Consider the following 26661-nt stretch of genomic DNA (forward strand, 5'->3'; position numbering starts at 1 on the left):
TCATATTTATATACCGATAGGGAAACCATTCCGATGTCTAAACGTGGGTTAGGTAAAGGTTTAGACGCGCTACTTTCTACTAGTTCTTTAGCGCGTGAAAAACAACAAAAAGTCGCCTATAGCCAAGCTTTATCTTCTGAAGGGCAATTGGCTAAAATTGCCATATCTCAATTATCGTCTGGTAAGTATCAACCTCGAAAAGACATTCAGCCAGAAGCCTTAGAAGAGCTATCTTCATCTATTCGCTCGCAAGGCATTATTCAACCTATTGTTGTTCGTCAAATATCTGAAGATAAGTTTGAAATTATTGCAGGTGAACGTCGATGGCGTGCTGCAAGATTAGCAGGTCTTACGCAAGTGCCTTGTGTGATTAAAAATGTTGAGGATCGTGCAGCGATTGCAATGGCGCTGATTGAAAATATTCAACGAGAAAATTTAAATGCGATTGAAGAAGCTCAAGCACTTGAACGCTTACAGCAAGAGTTTGAATTAACGCACCAACAAGTCGCTGATGCGATCGGTAAATCACGCACAGCCGTCACTAATTTAATCCGACTTAATACACTTGATGAGGATGTAAAGCATTGCGTTATATCAAGAAAAATAGAAATGGGGCATGCTAGAGCCCTGTTATCGCTAGAGTTATGTGATCAAAGTAATGTTGCAAAAATTGTGGTTGATAAGAAATTAACCGTTAGACAAACTGAAGCTCTAGTTAAAAAACATTTAGAGCCTAAAATTGAAAACCGGCCAAGTGATGATCTTCCTGCTCAGCAGTTTGCGGAACTATTATCTGAGAAATTAGGTAATAAAGTGGTTATTAACCGCAATGCGAAAGGTAAAGGTAAAATTACCATCAGTTTTGATGATATGGAGCAAGTTCTCAGGATCCTTAACACAGAATTGGAAATTAATTAACTCTGTTATAAGAATATCGCCAATCATTTAACAGAATGTAAAAATAATCATTTTACGCCTTGCTATTGACTGTAATCAAAGTTGAGTAAGGTGTAGTATGTTCTGCGCATACAGCTGAGCCAAAAATAAGTGTAATTGGGTGTTAATAGAATGTTTTTTTTAGTTTTAACTCAGTTTATTGTTGTTGGTGCATTAAGCTTAATCAGTTTGTATGTACAGGGAGATATGGCGAGTCAATCTGCCATTTTTGGGGGGCTGGTGTACTGTGTGCCATATATTGTAACGAGTTTATATTTAAATAAACCCGGCGCAGATACGGCAGCAAAGGTTATGGTGAAAGCCTATATAAGTATGGCTTATAAATTTGTAATTACAGGCGTGCTATTTGTATTTTTCTTTAAATACACTCAGGTGCATCTTATTACTTTCTTTATGGGTTATATATTGGCCTTTGTTGTGCAATGCATTATGTCATTTGGTTTTATCAAACGTAATTAGACAGGATATCTAATGGCTGGTTCAGGTGAATTAACTCCAACGGAGTACATCTCACACCACCTTACTAACTTAAGTGCTAGTAATGGCAGCATCGTTCATATGGGCGAAGCTTCCGGCTTCTGGACGTTTAATATTGATTCACTAATTGTCTCTGTGCTACTCGGCAGCTTGATGATGTGGGTCTTTTATCGCGTGGGCAAAAATGCCACAAGCGGCGTTCCGGGCAAACTACAGTGCTTCGTTGAGATGGTCGTTGAGTTTGTTGATGCCTCAGTAAAAGATATTTTCCATGGAAAGAACGCATTAGTTGCACCATTAGCATTAACCGTCTTCGGATGGGTATTTCTAATGAACCTAATGGATCTTATTCCGGTCGATTTTCTACCTCATGCCGCTACTGTTCTTGGCATTCCTTATCTACGTGTTGTACCAACAGCTGACGTTAACATTACGATGTCTATGGCGTTAGGTGTGTTTGTCTTAATTTTGTTCTACAGCATTAAGATTAAAGGTATTACTGGGTTTGCAAAAGAGCTTGGCTTACAACCATTCAATCATTGGGCTTTTATTCCAATTAACCTAATTCTTGAAGGTGTAACATTATTGTCTAAACCAGTTTCATTGGGACTGCGTTTGTTCGGTAATATGTATGCAGGTGAATTGATTTTCATTTTGATTGCAGGGCTTCTGCCTTGGTGGTCACAATGGGTTCTCTCCGTGCCATGGGCGATCTTCCATATTTTGATCATTACCCTACAGGCATTTATCTTTATGATTTTGACGATAGTATATTTATCTCAAGCATCAGAAGAACATTAATAAAAAATTTTTAACATAACATTCAGATAAAACTTGGAGTTATACAATGGAAAACTTAAACATGGATCTGCTGTACATTGCTGCGGCTATCATGATGGGCCTTGCGGCAATTGGTGCGGCAATCGGTATCGGCATGCTAGGTGGTAAATTCCTAGAAGGTGCTGCTCGTCAACCAGATCTTATCCCTCTACTTCGTACACAGTTCTTCATTGTTATGGGTCTTGTGGATGCTATTCCTATGATCGCTGTTGGTCTAGGTCTATATGTCATGTTTGCGGTCGCCGGATAGTTTTTCTATTTAATTCGGTATTTGTTTTTAAATTGCAAACAAAGGAGAGTATGCGGTGAATATAAACGCAACTCTGTTAGGTCAAACGATAGCGTTTGTTCTATTTGTGTGGTTCTGCATGAAGTATGTATGGCCTCCACTTATGGCAGCAATCGAAAACCGTCAGAAAAATATTGCTGATGGTTTAGCCGCCGCTGACCGCGCAGCTAAAGACTTGGGTCTAGCACAAGCTAATGCTTCGGACAAACTGAAAGAAGCTAAAAAAGCCGCTGCTGAGATCATCGATCAAGCGAATAAGCGTAAGAATCAAATTTTAGAAGAAAGCCAAAATGATGCGAAAGTTGAGCGTCAAAAGATCTTAGATCAAGGCCGAGCTGAAATTGAAACTGAGCGTAACCGTGCACGCGATGAACTTCGTAAGCAAGTAGCCGTACTCGCTATGGCTGGCGCTGAGAAAATTTTGGAACGTTCTATTGATCAGAGCGTACACCAAGATATTCTTAATGATATTACTGCAAAACTGTAACTAGAGGGGCAGCACATGTCTGATTTGACTACAATCGCACGCCCCTATGCTAAAGCAGCTTTTGAATTTTCGGTTGAGAAAGGCGCATTAGACCAATGGTCTGAAATGTTGACCTTTGCTGCTGAAGTTGCAAATGATAAAGGTATGATTGACTTACTAAATAGGTCAATTGCAGCTGAAAAAATAGCGGATATCTTTGTTTCTATTTGTGACCAGTTTGATGAGCATGGTAAAAACTTTATTAAAGTTCTTGCTCATAATGGCCGTTTAAAGGCCTTGCCTAAAATCTGTGAAGAGTTCTTAATTCTAAGAAAAGAGCATGATCATATTGTTGATGTTGAGGTAATTGCCGCAACACAATTAACAGAAGGTCAGCTAGCAGAAATTGGTAGCAAACTTGAGCAGCGTCTTGAACGCAAAGTTAAGCTGAATTGCAGTGTAGATGCGACTCTACTTAGTGGAGTTATTATTCGAGCCGGAGACTTAATCATCGATGATTCAACTCGCGGTCGTTTGAACCGTATGAACGATGCATTAACGTCTTAATGGGGATTGGAGCATGCAACTTAATTCCACAGAAATTAGTGAACTGATCAAGCAACGTATTGAGTCATTCAATGTTGTAAGTGAAGCTCGCAATGAAGGTACAATTGTATCTGTAAGTGATGGTATTATCCGCATTCACGGCCTAGCGGACGTGATGCAAGGTGAAATGATTGAATTACCGGGCGGTCTTTACGCGCTTGCACTTAACCTTGAGCGAGACTCGGTTGGTGCAGTAGTAATGGGCCCGTATGCTAACCTTCAGGAAGGCATGAAAGTTACGGGTACTGGTCGTATCCTTGAGGTACCTGTTGGTCCTGAAATGCTTGGTCGTGTTGTAAACACACTTGGTGAACCTATTGATGGTAAAGGTCCAATTGATGCAAAATTAACTTCTCCTGTAGAAATGATTGCACCAGGTGTTATTGACCGTAAGTCTGTAGACCAACCTGTACAAACGGGTTATAAGTCTGTTGACTCAATGATTCCAATCGGTCGTGGTCAACGTGAACTTATCATCGGTGACCGTCAGACTGGTAAAACGGCAATGGCAATCGATACCATTATCAACCAACGTGATTCTGGAATTTTCTCTATCTATGTAGCAATTGGGCAAAAAGCCTCAACAATTGCGAACGTAGTACGTAAACTTGAAGAGCACGGCGCATTATCAAACACGATTGTGGTTGTTGCGTCAGCTTCTGAGTCTGCGGCATTGCAATACCTTGCGCCATATGCAGGTTGTGCAATGGGTGAATACTTCCGTGATCGCGGTGAAGATGCTTTGATTGTTTATGATGATTTATCTAAGCAAGCGGTGGCTTACCGTCAAATCTCTTTACTTCTAAAACGTCCACCAGGCCGTGAAGCCTTCCCAGGTGATGTTTTCTATCTTCACTCACGTCTACTTGAACGTGCATCTCGTGTAAGCGAGCATTACGTTGAGAAGTTTACCAATGGTGAAGTGAAAGGTAAGACTGGTTCTTTAACAGCGCTTCCTATCATTGAAACACAAGCTGGTGACGTATCTGCATTCGTACCGACTAACGTAATCTCGATTACCGATGGTCAGATTTTCCTACAAACAGAGCTATTTAATGCTGGTGTTCGCCCTGCGGTTGACCCTGGTATTTCAGTATCTCGTGTAGGTGGTGCTGCACAAACTAAGATCATTAAGAAATTGTCTGGTGGTATTCGTACCGCTCTTGCACAGTATCGTGAACTAGCAGCATTTGCTCAGTTCTCATCTGATCTTGATGCAACAACTAAGAAACAGTTAAACCATGGTCAAAAAGTAACTGAGTTGATGAAGCAAAAGCAATACGCTCCATTCTCAGTGTTTGATCAAGCTTTGGTGATTTTTTCAGCTGAACGCGGTTATCTTGGTGATATCGCAATTAATAAGCTGGCGGATTTTGAATCTGCATTACTGTCGTATGCTCATGGTCAATATGCTGATTTCGTTTCTGAAATCAACAAGACGGGTGCTTATAACGATGAAATCGAAGCAACGCTGAAAAAGCTTGTTGATGATTTTATGGCAACCCAGACCTGGTAATTCGGAGGTGATGTTTTCGATGCATGCTCGCTTTTGTAAAAAACGTAAGCAACGAAGTCGCATCACCAATAACGAATATCCATTAACGGGATACCCTTTAGCGGGTCCTTATTAACGGAGAGTAACGATGGCCGGCGCAAAAGAAATTCGTACCAAAATTGGTAGTGTTCAAAGCACACAAAAAATTACGAAAGCAATGCAAATGGTAGCAGCTTCTAAAATGCGTCGTAGTCAAGACGCCATGGAATCTTCTCGCCCATATGCACAAACAATGCGTAAAGTGATCGGTCATGTAGCAAACGCAAACTTAGAGTATAAGCATCCTTATCTCGCAGAGCGTGAAGCTAAAAAAGTTGGTTACATCATTATTTCAACCGATCGTGGTTTATGTGGCGGTTTGAACATTAACTTGTTTAAGCGTGCTCTAAATGACATGAAAGATTGGACAGAGAAAGGTGCTGGTGTGGAAGTGGCTGTTATTGGCTCTAAAGCAACCACTTTTTTCAAAGGCACAGGCGCAAAACTGTCTGCCCAAATTTCTGGATTAGGGGATAACCCAAGTCTTGAATCTTTGATTGGTAGCGTTGGCGTGATGCTACAGAAATATGATGAAGGTGAATTAGATCGCCTTTACGTGGTATTCAATAAGTTTGTGAATACTATGGTACAAGAACCAAAGATCGATCAATTGCTACCTTTGCCTAAATCGGATAGCGATGACATGAAACGCACACATTCTTGGGATTATATTTATGAACCCGAGCCGAAACCATTGCTAGATACCTTGTTGAAACGTTATGTCGAATCTCAAGTTTATCAAGGCGTGGTTGAAAATCTTGCTTGTGAGCAAGCGGCGAGAATGGTGGCAATGCAAGCTGCAACAGATAATGCAAGCGACTTAATTGATGACTTACAACTTGTGTACAACAAAGCCCGTCAAACGGCGATTACACAAGAATTGTCAGAAATCGTATCAGGTGCAGCAGCGGTTTAATGTTGCTATTAGATTAGTGCTTAGGTAATTAAATAGTTTAGAGGATTTAACGATGGCTACAGGTAAGATCGTACAGATCATCGGTGCAGTAGTCGACGTAGAGTTCCCACAGGACAGTGTACCTCGCGTATACGATGCCCTGAACGTTACTGAATCAAAAGAGCGTCTTGTTCTTGAAGTTCAGCAACAACTTGGCGGTGGCGTGGTTCGCGCAATCGTAATGGGTAGCTCTGATGGTTTACGTCGTGGTTTGGAAGTATCGAATTCAGGTGCTCCAATCTCAGTACCAGTAGGAATAAAAACACTCGGTCGCATCATGAACGTGTTAGGTGATGCTATCGATGAGTGTGGTGAAATTGGCGCAGAAGAGCATTATGCTATTCACCGCGCGGCACCAAGTTATGAAGAGCAATCTAACGTAACGGAATTGCTAGAAACCGGCGTTAAAGTAATCGACTTAATTTGTCCATTCGCTAAGGGTGGTAAAATTGGTCTATTCGGTGGTGCTGGTGTAGGTAAGACCGTTAACATGATGGAACTTATCAACAATATCGCATTGCAACACTCAGGTTTATCTGTGTTTGCCGGTGTTGGTGAGCGTACTCGTGAAGGTAACGATTTCTACTTTGAAATGCAGGAAGCGGGTGTTGTAAACATCGAAGAGCCTGAAAAATCAAAAGTAGCAATGGTTTATGGCCAAATGAATGAGCCACCTGGAAACCGTCTGCGCGTAGCATTGACTGGCCTGACTATGGCGGAAAGATTCCGTGATGAAGGTCGTGATGTACTATTGTTCATCGATAACATCTATCGTTATACCCTTGCGGGAACAGAAGTATCGGCTCTATTGGGTCGTATGCCATCTGCGGTAGGTTATCAGCCAACACTAGCTGAAGAGATGGGTGTTCTTCAGGAACGTATTACCTCGACTAAACAAGGTTCAATTACCTCTGTTCAGGCGGTATACGTACCTGCGGATGATTTAACCGATCCGTCTCCTGCTACGACGTTTGCTCACTTGGATGCAACAGTTGTACTTAACCGTAATATCGCTGCAATGGGTCTATACCCTGCGATTGACCCATTAGATTCGTCATCTCGTATGTTGGATCCATTGGTTGTTGGTCAAGAGCATTACGGTATTGCTCAAGGTGTTCAAACGACGCTACAACGTTATAAAGAGCTAAAAGACATCATCGCGATTCTAGGTATGGATGAACTATCTGAAGAAGATAAGCAACTTGTATCTCGTGCTCGTAAGATTGAACGTTTCTTAACTCAGCCTTATCACGTAGCGGAAGTATTTACTGGTGACCCTGGTGTGTATGTTTCTCTTCAAGAGACACTACGCGGCTTTAAAGGTCTAATTGCTGGTGATTACGATGACATTCCTGAGCAAGCGTTCATGTACTGCGGTAGCATTGACGATGCTGTTGAGAATGCTAAGAAGCTGTAAGCTTAAAAACTATACCCAGTTAGCGCTGGGTATAAGCGATAAAGTGAATTAGGAGGCAACATGGCTATGACCTTTCATCTCGATATCGTGAGTGCAGAAAAGAGTTTATTTTCAGGTACTGTCGAATCGTTCATGGTGACCGGTAGTGAAGGTGAGCTGGGTATTTATCCTGGGCACACTCCACTGTTATCTGCTATTAAGCCTGGTATGGTGCGTTTAGTTAAGCAACACGGCCACGAAGAAATTATTTATGTTTCTGGTGGTATGCTGGAAGTTCAGCCTGGTACTGCAACTGTACTAGCTGATACCGCAATCCGTGGTGAAGATTTAGATACTGCGAAGGCGGAAGAAGCCAAGCGTAAAGCTGAAGAACATATTCAAAATCAGCATAACGATATTGACTTCGCCCAAGCAGCTAGTGAGTTAGCCAAAGCAATGGCTCAATTACGAGTGATTGAATTGACGAGAAAACTCCGCTAAATCAAGTATCAGTCAAAAAATACTTTAGCAGTCAAAAGATAAGGCGACCCGTGTGGTCGCCTTTTTTGTGCTTGTTTTATCGTATTATTTTGTTCTGAAATGTATTTATGTATTAAAAGTAAGATAAACCATTGAGTGGTAGATCAATATATAGGTTATTACTTTCACGTTTTTTACAAAATATAATTCGTTTAAGGTAAAATCAGTCGCAATTCTATTAATAGGAAATCCCATTTATGAAATTCAGTGCCGTGATTCTTGCTGCGGGTAAAGGCACTCGCATGTATTCTAATAAGCCTAAAGTTCTTCATACATTAGCTGGCCGTCCGATGGCAAAACATGTCATTGATACTTGCACCAGTGTTGGTGCTCAAAATATTCATTTGGTGTATGGCCATGGTGGCGATCAAATGAAGAAAGAATTGGAACAAGAATCGGTTAACTGGGTTTTACAGGCCGATCAGTTGGGCACGGGACATGCAGTCAATCAAGCTGCGCCAGATTTTACCGATGATGAAAAAGTATTGATTCTGTATGGTGATGTACCACTAATTTCAACAGAAACGGTTGAAAACTTATTAGATGCACAACCAACGGGTGGTATTGCGTTATTAACGGTTATTTTAGATAAGCCTGCTGGTTACGGTCGTATTATTCGTAAAAATGGTCCTGTTGTGGCGATCGTTGAGCAAAAAGATGCCACTGAAGAACAAAAGCTGATCAAAGAAATCAACACTGGTGTGATGGTGGCAACCGGTGGCGATCTCAAACGTTGGTTGGCAGCACTTAAAAATGAGAATGCTCAAGCAGAATATTACCTAACCGATATTATTGCTGCAGCGCATGATGAAGGTCGCGCAGTTGAGGCGGTTCATCCTGTTAATCCAATCGAAGTTGAAGGGGTTAATGATCGCGCTCAATTGGCTCGTTTAGAGCGCGCTTATCAATCTATGCAAGCTCAGATTTTATTGGAGCAAGGCGTGATGCTACGCGATCCAAGTCGTTTTGATTTGCGTGGTGAACTGCAGTGCGGAATGGATGTTGAAATTGATGTAAACGTCATCATTGAAGGTAATGTATCTATTGGTGATAACGTGATGATCGGTGCTGGTTGTGTTCTAAAAGATTGTGAGATTGATGATAATAGCGTGATTAGTCCATATACCATTATTGATGGTGCGACCGTTGGTGAAGAATGTACGGTAGGGCCTTTTGCTCGTCTTCGTCCTGGAACGGAGCTTAAAATCAAAGCACACGTGGGTAATTTTGTTGAAATTAAAAATACGCGTTTAGGTGTGAATTCAAAAGCTGGGCATTTAACCTACTTAGGTGACGCTGAAATTGGTGACCGAGTGAATGTTGGTGCGGGGGTCATTACTTGTAATTACGATGGTGTGAATAAATTTAAAACCATTATTGGTGATGGTGTGTTTGTTGGATCTGATGCTCAGTTGATTGCACCCGTCACTATTGCTAATGGGGCAACTATTGGCGCAGGAGCGACGATCACTAAAAATATAAATGAAGGTGAACTGGTTATTACTCGAGTAAAAGAACGAGTGATTGCTGGTTGGAAGCGTCCAACTAAAAAATAATATATTCCTCATGTAACATGAATACAAAAAATGCCGCGACTCTCTGTGAAGCAACCACTGAGCGTTGCGGCATTTTTATGTTGTTAGCTATGCTGTACTGAAAGCTAAAGAGTGTCTAAACGATTAACCTTCTTCAGTAAGAGCCGCTGCCATTGCCTTTTTCGATGTCGCCATGAAGTAGCCAGCTAATAAACCAATAGTACATAAAATGGCGGTAATACCTGTTGTTGGGAGAGCTTGGCTGGCATAAGTAGCGACTAATGCACTGGCTAAACCGCTAATACAAATCTGTAAGCTATTTTGTAAACCTGCCGCGGTTGCTGGGCTGTATTTACAGCTTGATAAAGCACGGTTAACCACGATTGGGTACAGCGCACCATTGGCAACAGCAATAAAGCAAAATGGGATCAATACTGGCCAAATAGTTGTAATCGTCATATTGGAAGCAATGAACATGACGATGGCAGAAACGCTGAACAGAGCCAGTAATACCTTAAGAACTTTTGCATCACCTAGCTTCGCAACATAGCGCTTACCAAAATATCCCCCAGTCATAAAGGCAATGGTTTGTGGCACAAAACTTAAACCAATATCTTTAGCGTCATATCCCATCGAGGTCATGATTTCAGGCATGCCAGTCAAGTAGGCAAAGAAACAGGCGGAAGCCATCGCAAACATCAGCACATTACCTAAGTACACGTGAGAGCTGAATAATGCTTTAATATCTTGTTTTACTGAGGTTTGTTTTGGTTCTTCTGCTTCATCTTTTGCTTGAGTTAAAGTGACACAGGCTAACACGGCACCAACTACGGTTAAGAAAATAAAGATACTTGCCCAACCAAAGTGAGCCATTAAGAACACACCAAGTTGCGGTGCGATTGCCGGAGATAGCGCCACCAGCGGCATAATTGAAGCAAAAACTTGCTGGCTTACTGAGCTAGAGTAACGCTTTATCACCATCGCTTGCCAAATTACCGCCGGTGCACATACGCCCATTGCTTGCACAAATCGTAATGTTAATAATTGCCAAACTTCTTGGCTAAAACTTAATCCTAATGATGCTAAAGCAAACAGTACTAACCCGACAGATAGCGTATTTCGATGACCAAATTTATCCGATGCCAATCCCCACAATAACTGTCCTGATGCCATGCCTGCTAAGAAAATCGATAAAGAAAGCGCAATCGATTCTGGACCAGTTGAAAAGTGATCTTCGAGTATTTTAAAAGCCGGAAGGTACATGTCGGTTGCGACAAAGCCTAGCATCGACAATGCTGCAAGGTAAAAGAGTTGTGTTTTTGCAATATTCATATCAGTGCCACTAAAAAGTTAATCTATTCTCACTAGTATAAATTTTCCTTATGACAAAATTAAACGTTATAATTTTGAATTAGCGTTCAAATTTTTTGATGGATAATTGGTGGTGTCAAATGTATTCAAAACAATCTCTGCAAATGCTCGATACCATTGCGCGACTTGGGAGTTTTACCGCTGCCGCCGAGCAGTTACATAAAGTACCCTCTGCGATAAGTTATGCGGTTCGTCAGGTTGAAAATGAGTTAGGTGTGAAAATATTTAATCGTTTAGCGCGCAAGGTGGAGCTTACTGAAGCTGGGCAGCATTTTATTAATGAAGCACGCCAATTATTACGTCATATGGAAGAGGTGAAGGCGCAAACTAAACGAGTGGAAAATGGTTATCACAAAACCGTTAAGCTTACTTTAGATAATATCGTTAAACTTGAGCAACTAAAGCCTTTAATTGAAGACTTTTACCGTACTTTTGATTTCGCTGAGCTGCAAATTAATATGGAGGTTTTTAATGGATCATGGGAAGCTATTTCGGAAGGTCGTGCCGATATTGTGATTGGAGCCACTTCCGCTATTCCTGTTAGTGGTGATTATGGGGTGAAGTCGATGGGTGAAATTGATTGGGCCTATGTGATGGCAGTTGATCACCCTTTGTCGAATAAAAGTGAATTAACCGCTGACGATTTAATGAACATTCCCGCGATTTGTTTAGATGATACCTCTACGCTATTACCTAAAAGACACACTTGGCATTCCATGCAACAGCGTCGATTATTACTGCCCAATTGGTTTAGTGCGATTGAATGCCTTAAAAACAAGGTTGGAATGGGTTATATGCCTCGCCATATGGCTAAGCATTTTATTGCTCAAGGAGAGCTAATTGAAGCGCAGATCAGTGGTGATAAACCATTAAGCGCTTGTTGTTTGGTATGGCGTAAAGATGAAGGCAATAAGCTGGTGGAATGGTTGATCGATTATCTTGGAGACAGCGAACAGTTGTATAAACAGTGGTTGGAATAAAGCGTATTTATAATTTTTAGTTCATCAATAAAAAGGTGGGCTGCAAGTAAGATAACAGCGCCACCTTTTAGGTTTTATACATTCACATTTCTAGGATAAAAAGAACTTATACGATGGACTATCGTTTTCGTCTTTATACTGATAACCCAATTCTTTTAGATGAGCGGAGAAACGTTCTAAGTCGGAATCAGCCAGTTCAAAACCACATAATACGCGACCATAATCGGCGCCGTGATTACGATAGTTAAATAAACTGATATTCCAGTGCGTGCCTAAGGTACTTAAAAAGTTTAATAGGGCGCCGGGTGACTCTGGAAATTCAAAGCTGTATAAACGTTCTTGCAGTGGTTGAAGTGGTTTTCCTCCAATCATATAGCGCACATGCAGTTTCGCCATTTCATCATCGGATAAATCCGCCACTGGATAACCACCCGCGCGTAAATCTTCTACAATATGATCAAGCTCTTGCTGACCTTCTTGTAGGCGCACCCCGACAAAAATATTGGCTTGCTTATCATCGTTATAGCGATAGTTAAACTCGGTTACCGCTCGTCCACCAATAAGATTACAGAACTCAAAGAAAGCGCCTTTGCGTTCAGGAATGGTCACGGCCAATAAACCTTCACGTTTCTCACCCAACTCACAGCGTTCAGACACATAACGTAAGCCGTGGAAGTTGGTGTTAGCGCCAGAAAGGATCGCTCCTAGTTGCTTATCTTTGAGTTGATTTTGCTCTGAGTATTTTTTCAAACCCGCTAATGCGAGTGCACCAGATGGCTCGGCGATCGCGCGTGTATCTTCAAAAATATCTTTGACGGCCGCACAGATTTCATCGCTGGAAACGGTTATATGGCCATCTAAATGTTGTTGGCACAAACGGAAAGTTTCATTACCAATGATTTTGACTGCTACGCCATCGGCAAACATGCTGACTCGCTCTAAAGCCACTGGTTTACCGGCATCAAGCGCCGCTTTCAAACAAGCAGAATCTTCAGGTTCGACGGCAATTACTTTGATTTCAGGCATTAACTGCTTGATTAAAACTGCAACGCCAGCGGCTAATCCACCACCACCAACGGGCACAAAAATATAATCAAGGTGACCATTTTGTTGCAGCATTTCCATGCCAATCGTTCCTTGGCCTGCGATCACCAAGGGATGATCAAAAGGCGGCACATAAGTGTAACCGTGCTCAGCAGCTAAACGCTCGGCTTCACCTTTGGCTTCATCAAAATTATTACCATGTAATACCACTTCGCCGCCGTAACCACGCACCGCATTTACTTTAATATCGGGGGTGGTTTTTGGCATCACGATAATCGCGCGAATGGATAAATGCTTACCCGATAACGCGATACCTTGCGCATGATTCCCTGCTGATGCTGTGATAACGCCCGCTTGTTTTTGTGCATAATTTAAGCTGGCAACCATGTTATAAGCGCCACGCAGTTTAAATGAATGAACCGGTTGTCTATCTTCACGTTTAAGCTGGATATGATTACCTAAACGCTCCGATAAGCGGGTGAGTGTTTGCAATGGCGTGACTTGCGCGACGTCATAAATTGGCGCGCGCAAGATATGGCGCAGGTATTCTGCGCCAGTATGCGGAAGGTTTAGCTTAGTTTGCTCACTATCTTCGGCCATGGGATTACCCCTCTAGCTTAGATTTATCACGTACCGCACCTTTATCGGCGCTGGTGGCAAGCATAGCGTAAGCTTTAAGTGCATAAGACACTACGCGTTCACGAGCAACGGGTTTCCAGCCTAATTGATCTTGTGTGGCACGACGCTCAGCCAGTTCTTGCTCGCTGATTTCAAGTTCAATGGTACGGTTTGGAATATCGATGGTAATGATATCGCCTTGGTTGACTAAACCAATCGTTCCACCATCGGCAGCTTCCGGTGAGGCATGACCAATCGATAAACCTGATGTACCGCCAGAGAAGCGGCCATCGGTTAATAGCGCACATTCTTTGCCTAAACCCATCGATTTAAGATAAGTAGTTGGGTACAGCATTTCTTGCATGCCTGGGCCACCTTTTGGACCTTCATAGCGAATAACCACGACATCGCCCGCTTTTACTTTGCCACCTAAAATGCCTTCAACTGCACTTTCTTGGCTTTCAAATACTACGGCTGGGCCTTGGAATGTTAGGTTGTTTTCATCCACACCGGCGGTTTTTACAATGCAGCCATCAAGGGCGATATTACCGCTGAGTACGGCTAAACCGCCATCTTGGCTAAAGGCGTTAGCTTTGGTACGAATACAACCATTCTCACGGTCATCATCGAGTGTGTCCCAACGACAATCTTGCGAGAAGGCTTTAGTGGTGCGAATACCAGCAGGACCAGCGCGGAAGAATTTTTTTACATCTTCCGATTGGGTTTGCATGATGTCGTAATGGGCTAATTGCTCATCCATCGTCATGCCTAGCACGGTATTGGTTTGGTTATTGATAAGGCCAGCGCGGTTTAACTCCCCTAAAATTGCCATGACACCACCCGCTCGGTGCACATCTTCCATATGATATTTTGGAGTAGAAGGTGCGACTTTACAGATGTTTGGAATGAGACGAGAGATACGGTCAATGTCTTCCATGGTGAAGTCTATTTCACCTTCTTGAGCAGCAGCAACTAAATGCAGTACGGTATTGGTTGAGCCGCCCATTGCTACATCAAGAGCCATGGCGTTTTCAAATGCCGCGCGTGATGCAATATTACGTGGCAGAGCAGATTCATCATCTTCTAAATAATAACGCTTAGTCAGTTCAACAATACGATGACCAGCATTTAAGAACAGTTGTTCACGATCGGCGTGAGTGGCGAGCATAGAACCGTTACCCGGCTGACTTAAACCTAGCGCTTCGGTTAAACAGTTCATTGAGTTCGCGGTAAACATACCAGAACATGAACCACAAGTTGGGCAAGCCGAGCGTTCTACTTGCTCACTTTGTTCATCGGATACTTTTGGATCGGCGCCTTGGATCATGGCATCAACCAGATCAAGCTTGATGATTTGATCAGATAATTTAGTTTTACCTGCTTCCATTGGGCCGCCAGACACAAAAATGACTGGAATATTTAAGCGTAATGACGCCATTAACATTCCCGGAGTGATCTTGTCACAGTTGGAAATGCACACCATGGCATCGGCGCAGTGCGCATTAACCATGTATTCGACTGAATCGGCAATGAGTTCGCGTGAAGGCAGTGAATACAACATGCCGCCATGACCCATCGCAATACCATCATCTACCGCAATTGTATTGAATTCTTTTGCAATACCGCCCGCTTTTTCAATTTCAGCTGCCACTAATTGACCCATGTCTTTTAGGTGAACATGGCCAGGTACGAATTGAGTAAAGGAGTTTACAACCGCAATGATCGGTTTACCGAAATCTTCTTCTTTAACGCCAGTGGCGCGCCATAAAGCACGAGCACCTGCCATATTTCGACCATGAGTGGTGGTAGCGGAGCGATAAATTGGCATAATTAAATCCTTTTAATACAATAGTTTTTAATGCGATATAGGAGGTGTATACCTCCTATATAGATGAGTTTTTACCTTACAACGTGCTTATCTTTAGGTTTATTTACCTTGTGGGTAGACTGGATCGAGCCAGCCCCACTTATCTTCTGTTGAACCATTAAATAGGCCAAAGAAGGTTGATTGAATGTGTTCTGTGATTGGGCCGCGTTTGCCTTCACCCACAGCGATTTGATCAACGCTGCGTACGGGTACTATTTCTGCTGCGGTGCCTGTCATGAACACTTCGTCTGCTAGATATAATGCTTCGCGCGCGATGTTTGCTTCAATGATGTCGTAACCTAAATCTTTGGCTAGTATAACAATTGAATCACGCGTGATGCCGGGTAAAATCGAGCTAGTAGACGGTGGTGTGACTATCTTGCCATCTTTTACTACAAAAATATTTTCACCCGCGCCTTCAGATATGTACCCACTGACACTGAGCGCAATCCCTTCATCATAACCATGGCGACGAGCTTCTCCACCGACAAGTAGTGATGAAAGGTAGTTACCACCAGCTTTTGCTGCGGTTGGGATTGTATTTGGCGCAGCACGATTCCAGCTAGAAATCATGGCATCGACACCATTCGCAAGGGCCTCTTCGCCTAGATAAGCTCCCCAAGGGAAAGCGGCGATGATCAGCTCCATTTGCGAATCAACAGGTGGACAAACACCGAGGCCAACATTGCCAATAAAACCAAGCGGGCGGATATAAGCGGAATTAAGCTTATTGGCACGCAGAGTTTCACGACATGCTTCCATAATTTCATCGACTGAATACGGGATAGGGAATCGATAAATTTTGGCAGAATCTTTTAAGCGTTGCATGTGTTCACGATGGCGAAAAACAATCGGTCCGTTAGGAGTATCGTAGCAACGAACGCCTTCAAAAACAGAGGTGCCATAGTGCATTGAGTGCGTTAATACGTGGACATTAGCTTCTGCCCAAGGAACCATTTCACCATTAAACCAAATAAAATCTGCTGTGCTTGTAGACATTTTCTTCTTCCTTTAAATAAACACGTACTCATTTATTCAGATAAATGAGTTTGTAATAGTTCCGTTTCAACGGTGATGATATCCCATAGTTTTTCGATTTGGTTGATCAAAATGCTAATTGGACGGTTGCTGTCGACAATGATTTCAACACTGGCAATATTGCTTTCGTGGTTAACCGTCGCGATCACTTGTCTGATAATAAAACCACGATGTCGAATGACGCGCAATACCCGTTCTAATAAAACAGGCTTATCATCGGCTTTTATGTTTAATTGATATCTGTCCATTAGTTATTCTCCAACATATCTTGGTTTGCTGCGCCTGGTGGCACTAATGGCCAAACGTTTTCTTCTTCAGAAATTAAAACGTGTAGTAAATAAGAGGTTTTACTGGCTAGCATCTCTTTAAGTGCCGGTTCTACTTCTTCTTTGCGTGTAATGGTTTTACCTGGAATATCAAAAGCTTTAGCGAGCATGATGAAATCAGGGTTATCGTCTAAAATAGTTTCACTATGTCGACCATCAAAAAACAAGGATTGCCATTGGCGTACCATGCCTAAACGTTGGTTATTCAGTAGGACTATTTTGACGGGAATTTGACGGCGCTTTAAGGTTCCAAGCTCTTGAATATTCATCATTATTGAGCCATCACCAGTGATAAGAATAGACTCATCATTAGGACGCGCTACTTTAGCACCCATGGCGGCAGGCAAACCAAAACCCATAGTGCCAAGGCCAGCCGAGGTTAGATAGTTTTGTGGTAAGCGAGGTTGAATATGTTGCGCTGCCCACATTTGATGCTGGCCTACGTCGGTAGAAACCACTGCGCTATCTGGCATCATATCGCTTAACTGTTTGAGTAATTTAGGCGCGTAGATAAGATCGCCCGGATGGTTATAACGCCATTTGAATTTAGTGCGCAGTCGGTCGCAGTGTTCTACCCATTCAGATATGTCATTAGTTAATTCTAGTTGTGGTAATAATACATTGAGATCGCCTCGCAAGGATGCATGAGATAAGCGAAGTTTGTTAAATTCAGCTGCATCGATATCTAAATGAATCACTTTCGCGTTCGGTGCGAAGGTATCAAGCTTGCCAGTCACTCGGTCATCAAAACGAGCACCGACCACAATTAATAAATCCGCTTCTTGCACCACTAAGTTGGCCGCTTTCGTGCCGTGCATACCTAGCATGCCTAAGTAATGTGGGTAATGGCGCTCAATGCTGCCTAAACCTTTTAACGTGCTAACGGCGGGCATTGGATTGTTGGTTAAAAATTGACGGACAGAATGCGTTGCTTTAGCAAGTTGCACGCCACCACCGACATACAAAACGGGCTTACGGCTTTTAGCTAACACTTGTTGGGCTTGTTCTATGGCTTCAGGGCTAGCAATTGGAATCGCGGGTGGTGTGAACTCGGGTAATATTTTTACTGGAGCTTGAGCAAGCTGTACATCTTTAGCAATATCAACCAATACCGGGCCAGGCCGCCCTGACTTTGCCACTTCAAATGCTTCGGCAAGGGTTGGAGCAAGATCGTTGATATCGGTGACAAGATAGCTGTGCTTGCAACAAGAGAGAGACATACCAATGACATCCATTTCTTGAAATGCATCAGTACCGATATGGGTGCTAGCGACTTGCCCAGTAATCGCAACAATAGGAATGGAGTCCATTAGTGCATCAGCAAGACCTGTGACTAAATTGGTTGCTCCTGGGCCTGAGGTTGCCATGCAAACAGCGACTTCTTGAGTGGAGCGAGCCATACCTATTGCAGCCATGACTGCACCTTGTTCGTGGCGGCACAAAATATGCTCAACACCACCATCATACAATGCATCATAAATTGGCATAATGGCCCCACCAGGGTAACCAAATATGGTTTTGATGCCTTCTTGTTGTAAAGCGCTGACCACCAGCTCCGATCCATTCATGCTTGACTCTCCCTTGAGCTAGTTTGTTTCCTTGTTAGTTCCCATTTTGACATTCCGCTGTCCTATTTCTAATTGTATTTTTATTGGTTATTAAATTGTCCGATGATAAAAAAAGCCCCCGGACTTGAGTGCGGGGGCTTATTAGTGTTGGTGTTTACTTATCGCTCACTAATCCCCGCGCGGATCGAATAATGACCACGAGAATGACAATAATGAGAAGGTTGAGTCGAGCGATAATATTCATTAGTTTTCCATATCAATAAATAACGAATCGAACTTGTAAATAAGACGTTAGTAAACTTGTACTGTTAGTGGTATCACAGACTCTGGTTATATTACAAGCAAAAACTCACACTTTTTTCACCATACGATCGGCGTCAAACCTTGTATACACCTATATACAAACAAAAAAAGCAGCGAGGGTTGCTTTAATCAATGGTGAAATAAATGGAATTAGCAATCATACATAGTCGCGCTTGTGTCGGCGTTGAAGCACCGGAAGTCACAGTCGAGGTGCATATCAGTAACGGTATGCCTGGATTTTCTTTAGTGGGATTACCCAAGACAACGGTGAAAGAAGCTAAAGACAGAGTTCGTAGTGCTATCTTGAATTCAAATTTTGAGTTCCCCGCTAAGCGCATCACTGTCAATTTAGCACCTGCCGATTTGCCGAAAGAAGGAGGGCGTTTTGATTTACCAATTGCATTGGGGATTTTGGCGGCCTCGCAACAAATTGCGATCAATAAGCTCGATCATTATGAATTTGTTGGGGAGCTGGCTTTATCTGGTGACTTACGTCGAGTTAAAGGCGTGCTTCCGGCGGCATTAGCTTGCAAAAATATCGCTCGTTGTTTAGTGGTGCCGAATGACAATGGCGATCAAGCCGCGCTAGTCGGGAAAGGTTTACATAAATCCGCCTCGAGTTTATTGGAAGTGTGCGCCGATTTATGTGGGCAACAAAATTTACAGTTATTTATTTCACCAGAGAAGGCAGAAGTAAAAACCAATGACCGTGACCTACAAGACATCATTGGCCAACAACAAGGTAAACGAGCGTTAGAAATTGCCGCGGCAGGTTCCCATAATTTACTTTTTCTCGGTCCTCCAGGTACTGGAAAAACCATGTTAGCCTCTCGTTTATGTGATTTATTACCGGAAATGGAAGACGATGAAGCGCTAGAAAGTGCATCGGTCGCTTCGTTGACTGACATTGATATTAATCACCATAACTGGAAACACAGACCATTTCGATCGCCTCATCACTCTAGTTCAATGGCGGCGCTGGTGGGAGGTGGTTCAATTCCAAGACCAGGAGAAATATCCCTCGCGCATAATGGTTTGCTTTTTCTCGATGAGATTTCCCAAATCCCAATAATTAAATAATATCATTTATATTATAATTGATTGAAATTAATTGAATTTATCTTAATTTAGTACTCGCAATTTATATTGACAGTGATCAGTTTGATAAATACCTTAACTATTAGTTGTCAATCTATTGGGTTTCATTTTGAATACAAGCATATTGAGAGAGCTTTCTTTATTAAATACCTCACTGTCGCGGGAGTACTCTAACTACCTAACATCTGCTGCTGAATCCTCTGTATCAGAAAAGTTGAGGCCACAACTATTGAATATTTATGCTGCATACTGCTATGTAGTGGAGCAAGGCAACTACACCGCATTTAATATCCTAAATGACTTAACCTCGCTCAATACACATTTTCAGTCGTTCATTGGTTTCGTTTATGACAGCAATAACATCACTCCCAGAAGAAAATACGCCCTATGCAATCAAGTCAAAAATCTTTTCCTTTACATTGCTCAGAATAAGCAACTCGACCTCGATGACGTAAAGCTGTCAAACACCAAAATTTCAGAAGATGCCCATAACTGCCTAACGCAATTTCGACAGCTTGAGATAGATAAAACAAAAGCTGACTACTTAAATGGCTGGCAGGTAGTATCAAAAGAAGGTAAATGCTTCGAGGCACGTCTTGATACGCTTTATGTGCACTTTGGCGAAGAGTTTACCAATAAGGTTCATCTCGCTCTAAAAAACTATGCTTCTAAACAAAAATCATCATCTCTTACGGCTATGTTGGCGAACATCACCCCCTTTTTTGTCGGTATATCCACTGTTTATAATGAACGGGACGGTTTGACGATAGAAACCTATCTGAGTCGCAAGCATGTTCAGCCCTTTTTCCATAAGGTGTTTAAAGTGCTATTTGTGCGCTCCCAAGCGGCTTTGAACAGTCCAAAGGTTTTTCACAACAGGTGGCGTGATACTATTGCTTATTATACAGAGTGTTTTATCAACACTGGTATTTTTGATGAGCCTCATAAGCCGTTTATCGTTCCAGCTTGGAAAGACCCGAAAGATACAGCGCCCATATTTTCGATTGGCGGTGATGCAACGAAGAAAGAAAGTCATCGATGGTTTGCTAATATCCCTCTAAAAATTAAAGATGAAGAAGCTGTTTCAATTATTCAGCAACGTGTAGAGCGAGATATGGCGCACATCAGGCATGTGTGTCTCTTGAAGTTTGAGGAGCTTTTGGAGCGAGAAGATAGAAATAAAGCTTTTCTCAAAACAGGTCTAGTTAAACCGCTGAGCAGTAATTCACACAACTATGACTATTTCAATACTGTCGGTGCAGATAGGCTAAATAACACTGTAGCAACGTTTTACACACACGGTATAGGTGCAAAACAAACCTATCTGTCATTTTTGGGCTTTCACGGTCATGCTAAACAATTTAACACCGAATTAAACTTACCCACTAGCTCAACATTGAGTGCTCTTTTAACGCTGCTAGTGATGGAGCACCCTGTGATAACACCTTCTTGGCTAGCAAAATGGGAGTTGTTTGATGCTTATGGCAATAAAGTGGGCTACAAGCAGGTTGGTAATCAGTATATTGCAGTAAGCTATAAATCACGCAAAGGAGTCAACAATGCGCAGCAAGACGTTGTGCTTAATGAGTTGTCTAAATCTGTTGTTGAGTTCTTGATACAACATACTCACATGGCGCGTGAATACTTAAAAAAGAAAGGGGATGTGAATTGGCGAAAGATGATTCTAACTGCTGCCTGTTCTAATGCGATATGCCCAAGTAATCTTAATGAAACTCTTCACTCTGCGAATGATTTCTATGACTGGTTACGAGATAAATCGCTCTTTGATAAGAACAGTGATATCACCCTAGAGGATGCACAAACCATTTCTGATATACATTCATTGCGCTCGATTAGGCGACACTGCGGTTTCCAAATTTATCTGGAAACACGCTCAATGGATGCGGTGGCAGAGGCGCTGGGCCATGAAAGGAAAGATGCCAAGCTACTGACTTCATATCTTCCTAAACCACTGATAGATTTCTTTAATGACCGCTGGGTGCGTCAGTTTCAGAATGCTATTTTGCTTGAGGCTATGAAAGATTCTGTTTACCGCCTTGATGCAGTTAACATGAGCGCTGAAGACATCGCGGAATTCCTAAACAACCATGGAATTAGTGCTCTCCCAGAGCATTTCGACCACGGTTTTGCTCGACAGGGCACTACTGAAAATGAAACCTCTGAATCTTCAGCATTCGACCAGTTGACCTACACTATCTCTACTTCTCTTTTGCAGCTATTAATGGCAATACGCTTTGTTGTTGAGAGTAGCGATGATGAGCGCTCATTTTTAGATATTGTTTTTCACTGGTATCAGTCGGCGGTGTTTATCCTCGATACCCTAAATTCAGGCAAGCATAGTGCTGATACTGATTTAATGGATATGCTTGATATTGCGACTAATAACAAGCTTGATGCTGATTCAGTTAAAGGAGCATTGCTATGTTAAGTGTCGCTATCGACAATACCTCCATTGCGAGTCTCATTGAAGACATCGTACTAGATCACTCCACTCTGAACGGTCTAAGCACAGAAACGCTTGAGCAAATTGTAAATTTCTCAGTAGCTAATGATGATTATCGAGCATTAGATATTATCACGCATATCCACACGGGCATTTACGGTTACGATGATAGGCAACCTGAATGGCTGGAGTCTAAATTTACTGCACCTAAATGGGTACTAACATTCGGCAAAACCCCAAAAACAATCCATTGGGATAGTGTGTATCTGGATGATGGAAAGAGGCTTACAGACACAAAGCATTGCAAGTTATTAAACAGTTTTAAATACTGGATCACGGCGGCAGATAACCCACTTGAGAACGGCGGGAAGATTATCAGTCCAAAAACGGCTTATACAAAGGTTTGCAGAGTTGTCGCCCTAATCAATGCTATCTTGCTGCACTCGAAGGAATTGAAGCTTGCAAAATACCACCTCCAAAATGTGAATGATGATTTTTGGCTGAATATATTGATGAAATTCGCTGAGTATGGGAGTTTTTATGGGGTGTACGAGTTCGATAAACGTACCAAAGAATTACTGGACGATGCTTCTCAGGTTATTTCAGATACAGATGCTCAAAAGTTTAAAGAGAAATACCCCTATATTTCACAGGATATGGCTCACGATGAAATTCTCTTATCCCTAGCCGAGAGAGAGAAGGCGTGTGCTTGGCTTTTTGATCAAGGTTATTATCAAAAGAGCGGGTGGTTTCATTATGATGGCAATTCTGCTGTACTCAGTAAGCTGTTATTTGATGGCAAGATTCTCTATCACGGCATTAATACTCCCAGCTACCCCGAACTTCTCTTGAAAGCTCCAAACCGAAACTCAGAATATCGAGCTGTTGAGAATAAAGATACATCATCAGGTACGAATGCGCAGACTATCTCTGTATACATTGAAGCAATTAGATTGATTCATACCAACCTTGAGCGTGAAGATGCTGTAAATCCTTCAGTCCTGTCCGAGCGTGTCAGAGCTGGCAGCCTTAGCCAGTTAGTTGACTTAAAAAAGTTGGGGCGAACACGCACCTTGTCGCCTAAGTTTGTGTTTAATTTAATTCGTCAATGCTATGAGTTTGCCAAAGAGCATCTACCGACCGACAAAGGTGCTGTTACCTTACTAGACGAAATACTAACTCTGCTTGCTAAAGCAAGATGCAAATCTGCTGCGAGACAATCCAATCCCCATCGCCCACACCAAGATAGTCTTGCTTGGGATGAGGAATTGCATCGAGACATGTCTGGCTCGGAACGAGGTTACTGGTTTCAAACTGAAGCCATCAATTGCCTGAGTGATGAATATTTAAGAAAAGGAATAAAGCAGGTTCAAGGCTTTGCTGAAAATACTGAAAAGCGACACGAAAGGATTCGAGCCAATGAAAGTTTGTTTGATTTGTTCTCTGTACTCCAAGGCGCTATACAGGTCTTGGTGGGAGCAATCATGGCAAGACGACAAGATGAGTTAATCAAATTAAAGTCACATGGCAACCTATCTCCCAATATAGATCCTTTTTCGAAAGAAGGATTAAAGACAGAGTACAGCCTGATATTTAAGGTGAAGAAGACAGGCTCAATGGGGGTAAATGCCACTATAGAAAGAGCAATCCCCTTATCTATCGCTAAGTTCATTTGGCAACTTGAGCAATTTAACATTAAAGCTAACGAATTGAATTTAGCCAAAGGAAAGTTGTCTCTGTTTAACAATTTAAACAAAAATTCTTGCCAGTTAAGTCCGATAATTCACAGCACCTACAACACACACCTCGATGCTTTGTGTGATTACGTCGAAACGGACTTGTTGCAGTATGACAATGGTGAATACCGCCGCAATTATGTTCGTCAGCACCAATTAAGACGCTTCTTTGCGATGGCATTCTTCTGGTCTAAAGGGTTCGATGGTATGGATGCTCTACGTTGGATGCTCGGACATTCTGATATGGAGCATCTGTATAATTACATCTCTGAATCAGAGACGGGGGCTGTGCTCAATGGGGCGAAAGCTAGCGTAATTGTTCGTGGTGTTGTCGATTCTACCTCGGAACTTGCCAAGCTCGACGGAATAGAAGAGGTTCGCAAGATTATTGCAGAGCGACTTACTGGTGATAGTTCAACGCCGATTACTATAGAGACAGTGAGCGAGGCAGCAGAAGATTACGATGATGAGTCTTACCTAACCGTTCCTCATATTAGCCAAATTCAAAAAGAGCAGGACATTGAAACAGAGGTTATTCACCTTCTGGAAGAGGGTCTAATCACACTGGAGCCAGAGTTTTTTACCATTGAAGATGCTGATGGAAATACAACTCAAACCTTTAATCTAATTTTAAAAATCAAAGACCGTGATTAAGGATTAGGCTAATGAAAGTTTTAGAGAAAAACCAAACCAAGATACTTGAAACAGAAAAGCTGTTAAGGGAAATTATCACCACCCCTGCTGAGTTTAAAAATGATGAGGAACTACTAAAAGCGCTCAAGTCTCAATCTGGTATCGCTAAATATCAGAATCAAGAGCGTAATATCACATCATGCTCATTAAACACGGTCAAAAGCATCTCAGAAGCATTTCTAGATAGAGGCTTCTTATCCTTAGATGAGCTTCGTATTAATGCAAAACTGGCGATAGAGGCTGCACATCACGATGAGAAAGCTTCTAAAGGTAACAAACAAACTGTCGTAGGTTTAAAGCATAAAGTCGCAGAGCTAGAGTCTGAGTTGGATGCAGCGCAGCGCAGCAATTCTTTACTGACCGTTATGGTCTCAGAGCTGCGCTCCAGGTTAAAGCAACTAGCGCAGCATGAGGGCACAGTAGAAGAGCGACAGGAGCTTTACCGAGAGCATAATCGGAAGATTAAAGCGCAGATGAATTACACATTGAATGGAGAGATTTGATGGCGGTTCGTAAGCTTAAAGGCTTTGAACAATGGAGCCACCTTGGGTTTGATGGCAAGCTTATCTTTCGTAAGCCTTTAGACATCCCTTTCGTTACTTACAGTAATCATGTGCCTTGCTATGAAGCCAATGCCTACATTCATAAGTTGATAGTAAGAAACTTAAAAAGTGACACGATTCGTGGATATGCACACGACATTATTCACTTGGTGCACTTTATTGAAAAACAGCCACTATTGAGCCGATTTAGCCAGCTTACTGACGCAACGTTCACCCTTTTCATTCAATCACTACAAGTGGAGAGGACACCGCTCGGTGAGCTAAAACGAAGAAATAACTCGGTTATAAAGATCGCCCATACCTGTTTAGATTTCTTGCAGTTTGTCCAAGACTTTCATGATTTAAGTGCTTTTATAGGCAAGGATAAAGGCAATTCAATTCAGATACTTGAAAAGCATTACAAACGCAAACAGGAAGGCTACAAAGGGTTCATTGAAGGCACTAAAATTACGCACTCTGCTGTGCCAACAAAAGATGAAATCAAGAAACGCCACCCTGTTTCGGAAGATGATGCCTTGCGTGTATGGGAGTTTATAAAGACTCAGAAAAACAAAGATAAGCGCAGAAGGGACATGGCGTTATACACCGCAATGGAGCAACTAGGCGGTCGTGTGTCTGAGCTTCATTTGATTAAAATGACCGATTATGAGGAAGCTAGACGCACAGGTATGCTCACTCTCACCACTCTGAAGCGTAAGGACGATAACACCACTCGAAAGATTCCTGTTCCACACCTTTTGTTATCAATGATTGCTGATTACATCAAAGTTCGTAAGAAAGCGATGAGGAAGAAAAAGGTTCACCATGACTACCTCTTTATCAGCTTAACCACAGGTCAACCCTTATCTGCTGACTCATGGACAACGTACATGAACGCTTGGAAAAAGGAGCTTGGCATTGAGGGTGAGTTACATCCACACCTGTGGAGGCATGCATTCATTACAGACAAGCTTAAGGAACTTATTCTTGCCACTAAAGAAGTGAATGACAAAGATGATTTCCGAAAACATATGCTTCATACACAAACATTTAAAATGCAGCTTCAGCAGTGGACAGGTCACACAATGCTTAGTTCATTAGATACCTACATTGACCTAGCTTTTGCAGATATTCACGGCTACACAGAGGTTTACAATGCAGTTTCTCTAAAGTCGAGTGTTGAGCTTGCTAAACGTCAGATCGAGTTGTTAGAAGAACAGATAGCAAGGAAAGAGCTAACATCTACAGCAGCGCTCGTGGAGGTCAAGATATTGTTAGAAGCTTTTCAGTCAGATATTGATAAAAGCATCATCTCATCGTGATAATAAAGTCAGTTTACTTCGCAGGCTAAATCACAA

22 protein-coding genes and 1 pseudogene are annotated in these 26661 nt (G+C 42.2%); 17 read left to right on the top strand and 6 right to left on the bottom strand.

Annotation, left to right across the window (positions count from 1 at the left end; translation table 11 throughout):
* Positions 1-33: 33 nt before the first annotated feature.
* The 11 genes from FH976_RS05630 to glmU all read left to right on the top strand — a co-directional run bounded on the left by FH976_RS05630 (position 34) and on the right by glmU (position 9676).
* Positions 34-918, top strand: coding sequence for a ParB/RepB/Spo0J family partition protein (locus FH976_RS05630; RefSeq protein ID WP_194089928.1), 885 nt, complete (start codon positions 34-36; stop codon positions 916-918).
* A 150-nt stretch (positions 919-1068) separates the two neighbouring features.
* Positions 1069-1416, top strand: coding sequence for an ATP synthase subunit I (locus FH976_RS05635; protein WP_194089929.1), 348 nt, complete (start codon positions 1069-1071; stop codon positions 1414-1416).
* A 12-nt stretch (positions 1417-1428) separates the two neighbouring features.
* Positions 1429-2235, top strand: a complete 807-nt coding sequence (atpB, locus tag FH976_RS05640) for a F0F1 ATP synthase subunit A (protein ID WP_194089930.1) — start codon at positions 1429-1431, stop codon at positions 2233-2235.
* Between the two features lie 46 nt (positions 2236-2281).
* Positions 2282-2524, top strand: a complete 243-nt coding sequence (atpE, locus tag FH976_RS05645; protein ID WP_017024253.1) for a F0F1 ATP synthase subunit C — start codon at positions 2282-2284, stop codon at positions 2522-2524.
* A 55-nt stretch (positions 2525-2579) separates the two neighbouring features.
* Positions 2580-3050: a F0F1 ATP synthase subunit B gene (atpF, locus tag FH976_RS05650; protein ID WP_194089931.1), complete on the top strand. Its 471-nt coding sequence runs from the start codon at positions 2580-2582 to the stop codon at positions 3048-3050.
* A gap of 15 nt (positions 3051-3065) precedes the next feature.
* Positions 3066-3596 (top strand): F0F1 ATP synthase subunit delta, encoded by a 531-nt coding sequence (atpH, locus tag FH976_RS05655; RefSeq protein WP_194089932.1) that lies wholly within the window; start codon positions 3066-3068, stop codon positions 3594-3596.
* Between the two features lie 13 nt (positions 3597-3609).
* Positions 3610-5151 (top strand): F0F1 ATP synthase subunit alpha, encoded by a 1542-nt coding sequence (atpA, locus tag FH976_RS05660; RefSeq protein ID WP_194089933.1) that lies wholly within the window; start codon positions 3610-3612, stop codon positions 5149-5151.
* 127 nt (positions 5152-5278) lie between these two features.
* Positions 5279-6145: a F0F1 ATP synthase subunit gamma gene (atpG, locus tag FH976_RS05665; RefSeq protein ID WP_194089934.1), complete on the top strand. Its 867-nt coding sequence runs from the start codon at positions 5279-5281 to the stop codon at positions 6143-6145.
* Between the two features lie 52 nt (positions 6146-6197).
* Entirely contained in the window at positions 6198-7601 is a 1404-nt protein-coding gene (gene atpD / locus FH976_RS05670) for a F0F1 ATP synthase subunit beta (RefSeq protein ID WP_194089935.1), read from the top strand.
* A 60-nt stretch (positions 7602-7661) separates the two neighbouring features.
* Positions 7662-8081 carry a F0F1 ATP synthase subunit epsilon gene (locus tag FH976_RS05675; RefSeq protein ID WP_194089936.1) on the top strand — a complete coding sequence of 140 codons (420 nt, stop codon included), beginning with the start codon at positions 7662-7664 and terminating at the stop codon, positions 8079-8081.
* Positions 8082-8317: 236 nt separating this feature from the next.
* The gene (gene glmU / locus FH976_RS05680) at positions 8318-9676 is read left to right on the top strand and encodes a bifunctional UDP-N-acetylglucosamine diphosphorylase/glucosamine-1-phosphate N-acetyltransferase GlmU (RefSeq protein WP_194089937.1); all 1359 of its coding nucleotides are present in this window, start codon (positions 8318-8320) and stop codon (positions 9674-9676) included.
* A 123-nt stretch (positions 9677-9799) separates the two neighbouring features.
* Here glmU and punC read toward each other — a convergent pair whose 3' ends face one another.
* The gene (gene punC / locus FH976_RS05685) at positions 9800-10987 is read right to left on the bottom strand and encodes a purine nucleoside transporter PunC (protein ID WP_194089938.1); all 1188 of its coding nucleotides are present in this window, start codon (positions 10985-10987) and stop codon (positions 9800-9802) included.
* 119 nt (positions 10988-11106) lie between these two features.
* On the opposite strand from punC, the gene punR reads away from it, so the two are divergent.
* Positions 11107-12006, top strand: a complete 900-nt coding sequence (punR, locus tag FH976_RS05690; RefSeq protein WP_194089939.1) for a DNA-binding transcriptional activator PunR — start codon at positions 11107-11109, stop codon at positions 12004-12006.
* 90 nt (positions 12007-12096) lie between these two features.
* Here punR and ilvA read toward each other — a convergent pair whose 3' ends face one another.
* The 5 genes from ilvA to ilvG all read right to left on the bottom strand — a co-directional run bounded on the left by ilvA (position 12097) and on the right by ilvG (position 18467).
* Positions 12097-13650, bottom strand: coding sequence for a threonine ammonia-lyase, biosynthetic (gene ilvA, locus FH976_RS05695; RefSeq protein ID WP_194089940.1), 1554 nt, complete (start codon positions 13648-13650; stop codon positions 12097-12099).
* A 4-nt stretch (positions 13651-13654) separates the two neighbouring features.
* Positions 13655-15496 (bottom strand): dihydroxy-acid dehydratase, encoded by a 1842-nt coding sequence (gene ilvD / locus FH976_RS05700; protein ID WP_194089941.1) that lies wholly within the window; start codon positions 15494-15496, stop codon positions 13655-13657.
* A 99-nt stretch (positions 15497-15595) separates the two neighbouring features.
* Entirely contained in the window at positions 15596-16534 is a 939-nt protein-coding gene (locus tag FH976_RS05705; protein WP_194089942.1) for a branched-chain amino acid transaminase, read from the bottom strand.
* A gap of 32 nt (positions 16535-16566) precedes the next feature.
* Entirely contained in the window at positions 16567-16821 is a 255-nt protein-coding gene (gene ilvM, locus FH976_RS05710) for an acetolactate synthase 2 small subunit (protein ID WP_190331996.1), read from the bottom strand.
* Positions 16821-18467, bottom strand: coding sequence for an acetolactate synthase 2 catalytic subunit (gene ilvG, locus FH976_RS05715; protein ID WP_194089943.1), 1647 nt, complete (start codon positions 18465-18467; stop codon positions 16821-16823). Before ilvG ends, ilvM begins: the two co-directional genes overlap by 1 nt.
* 447 nt (positions 18468-18914) lie before the next feature.
* On the opposite strand from ilvG, the pseudogene FH976_RS05720 reads away from it, so the two are divergent.
* From FH976_RS05720 to FH976_RS05740, 5 genes and pseudogenes are all read left to right on the top strand, one after another.
* Positions 18915-19832 (top strand): annotated as a pseudogene (locus tag FH976_RS05720) (YifB family Mg chelatase-like AAA ATPase); the annotation flags it as partial.
* Between the two features lie 145 nt (positions 19833-19977).
* Complete coding sequence (locus tag FH976_RS05725) at positions 19978-22317, top strand: hypothetical protein (protein WP_088731334.1); 2340 nt, start codon at positions 19978-19980, stop codon at positions 22315-22317.
* Complete coding sequence (locus FH976_RS05730) at positions 22311-24722, top strand: integrase (protein WP_193000048.1); 2412 nt, start codon at positions 22311-22313, stop codon at positions 24720-24722. The genes FH976_RS05725 and FH976_RS05730 overlap by 7 nt, the downstream gene beginning before the upstream one ends.
* An 11-nt stretch (positions 24723-24733) precedes the next feature.
* Complete coding sequence (locus FH976_RS05735) at positions 24734-25264, top strand: hypothetical protein (RefSeq protein ID WP_088731338.1); 531 nt, start codon at positions 24734-24736, stop codon at positions 25262-25264.
* On the top strand, positions 25264-26625 hold the full coding sequence (locus tag FH976_RS05740) for a tyrosine-type recombinase/integrase (RefSeq protein ID WP_088731340.1): 1362 nt from the start codon (positions 25264-25266) through the stop codon (positions 26623-26625). Before FH976_RS05735 ends, FH976_RS05740 begins: the two co-directional genes overlap by 1 nt.
* Positions 26626-26661: the final 36 nt, after the last annotated feature.

This window comes from Vibrio hibernica (assembly GCF_015223435.1).
GTDB classification, from domain to species: Bacteria; Pseudomonadota; Gammaproteobacteria; order Enterobacterales; family Vibrionaceae; genus Vibrio; species Vibrio hibernica.

Bases quoted from the DNA above. Each gene is read 5' to 3' on its own strand.
- FH976_RS05630 (WP_194089928.1), top strand. From the start codon at position 34: ATGTCTAAACGTGGGTTAGGTAAAGGTTTAGACGCGCTACTTTCTACT.
- FH976_RS05635 (WP_194089929.1), top strand. From the start codon at position 1,069: ATGTTTTTTTTAGTTTTAACTCAGTTTATTGTTGTTGGTGCATTAAGC.
- atpB (WP_194089930.1), top strand. From the start codon at position 1,429: ATGGCTGGTTCAGGTGAATTAACTCCAACGGAGTACATCTCACACCAC.
- atpE (WP_017024253.1), top strand. From the start codon at position 2,282: ATGGAAAACTTAAACATGGATCTGCTGTACATTGCTGCGGCTATCATG.
- atpH (WP_194089932.1), top strand. From the start codon at position 3,066: ATGTCTGATTTGACTACAATCGCACGCCCCTATGCTAAAGCAGCTTTT.
- atpA (WP_194089933.1), top strand. From the start codon at position 3,610: ATGCAACTTAATTCCACAGAAATTAGTGAACTGATCAAGCAACGTATT.
- atpG (WP_194089934.1), top strand. From the start codon at position 5,279: ATGGCCGGCGCAAAAGAAATTCGTACCAAAATTGGTAGTGTTCAAAGC.
- atpD (WP_194089935.1), top strand. From the start codon at position 6,198: ATGGCTACAGGTAAGATCGTACAGATCATCGGTGCAGTAGTCGACGTA.
- FH976_RS05675 (WP_194089936.1), top strand. From the start codon at position 7,662: ATGGCTATGACCTTTCATCTCGATATCGTGAGTGCAGAAAAGAGTTTA.
- glmU (WP_194089937.1), top strand. From the start codon at position 8,318: ATGAAATTCAGTGCCGTGATTCTTGCTGCGGGTAAAGGCACTCGCATG.
- punC (WP_194089938.1), bottom strand. From the start codon at position 10,987: ATGAATATTGCAAAAACACAACTCTTTTACCTTGCAGCATTGTCGATG.
- punR (WP_194089939.1), top strand. From the start codon at position 11,107: ATGTATTCAAAACAATCTCTGCAAATGCTCGATACCATTGCGCGACTT.
- ilvA (WP_194089940.1), bottom strand. From the start codon at position 13,650: ATGGCCGAAGATAGTGAGCAAACTAAGCTAAACCTTCCGCATACTGGC.
- ilvD (WP_194089941.1), bottom strand. From the start codon at position 15,496: ATGCCAATTTATCGCTCCGCTACCACCACTCATGGTCGAAATATGGCA.
- FH976_RS05705 (WP_194089942.1), bottom strand. From the start codon at position 16,534: ATGTCTACAAGCACAGCAGATTTTATTTGGTTTAATGGTGAAATGGTT.
- ilvM (WP_190331996.1), bottom strand. From the start codon at position 16,821: ATGGACAGATATCAATTAAACATAAAAGCCGATGATAAGCCTGTTTTA.
- ilvG (WP_194089943.1), bottom strand. From the start codon at position 18,467: ATGAATGGATCGGAGCTGGTGGTCAGCGCTTTACAACAAGAAGGCATC.
- FH976_RS05730 (WP_193000048.1), top strand. From the start codon at position 22,311: ATGTTAAGTGTCGCTATCGACAATACCTCCATTGCGAGTCTCATTGAA.
- FH976_RS05735 (WP_088731338.1), top strand. From the start codon at position 24,734: ATGAAAGTTTTAGAGAAAAACCAAACCAAGATACTTGAAACAGAAAAG.
- FH976_RS05740 (WP_088731340.1), top strand. From the start codon at position 25,264: ATGGCGGTTCGTAAGCTTAAAGGCTTTGAACAATGGAGCCACCTTGGG.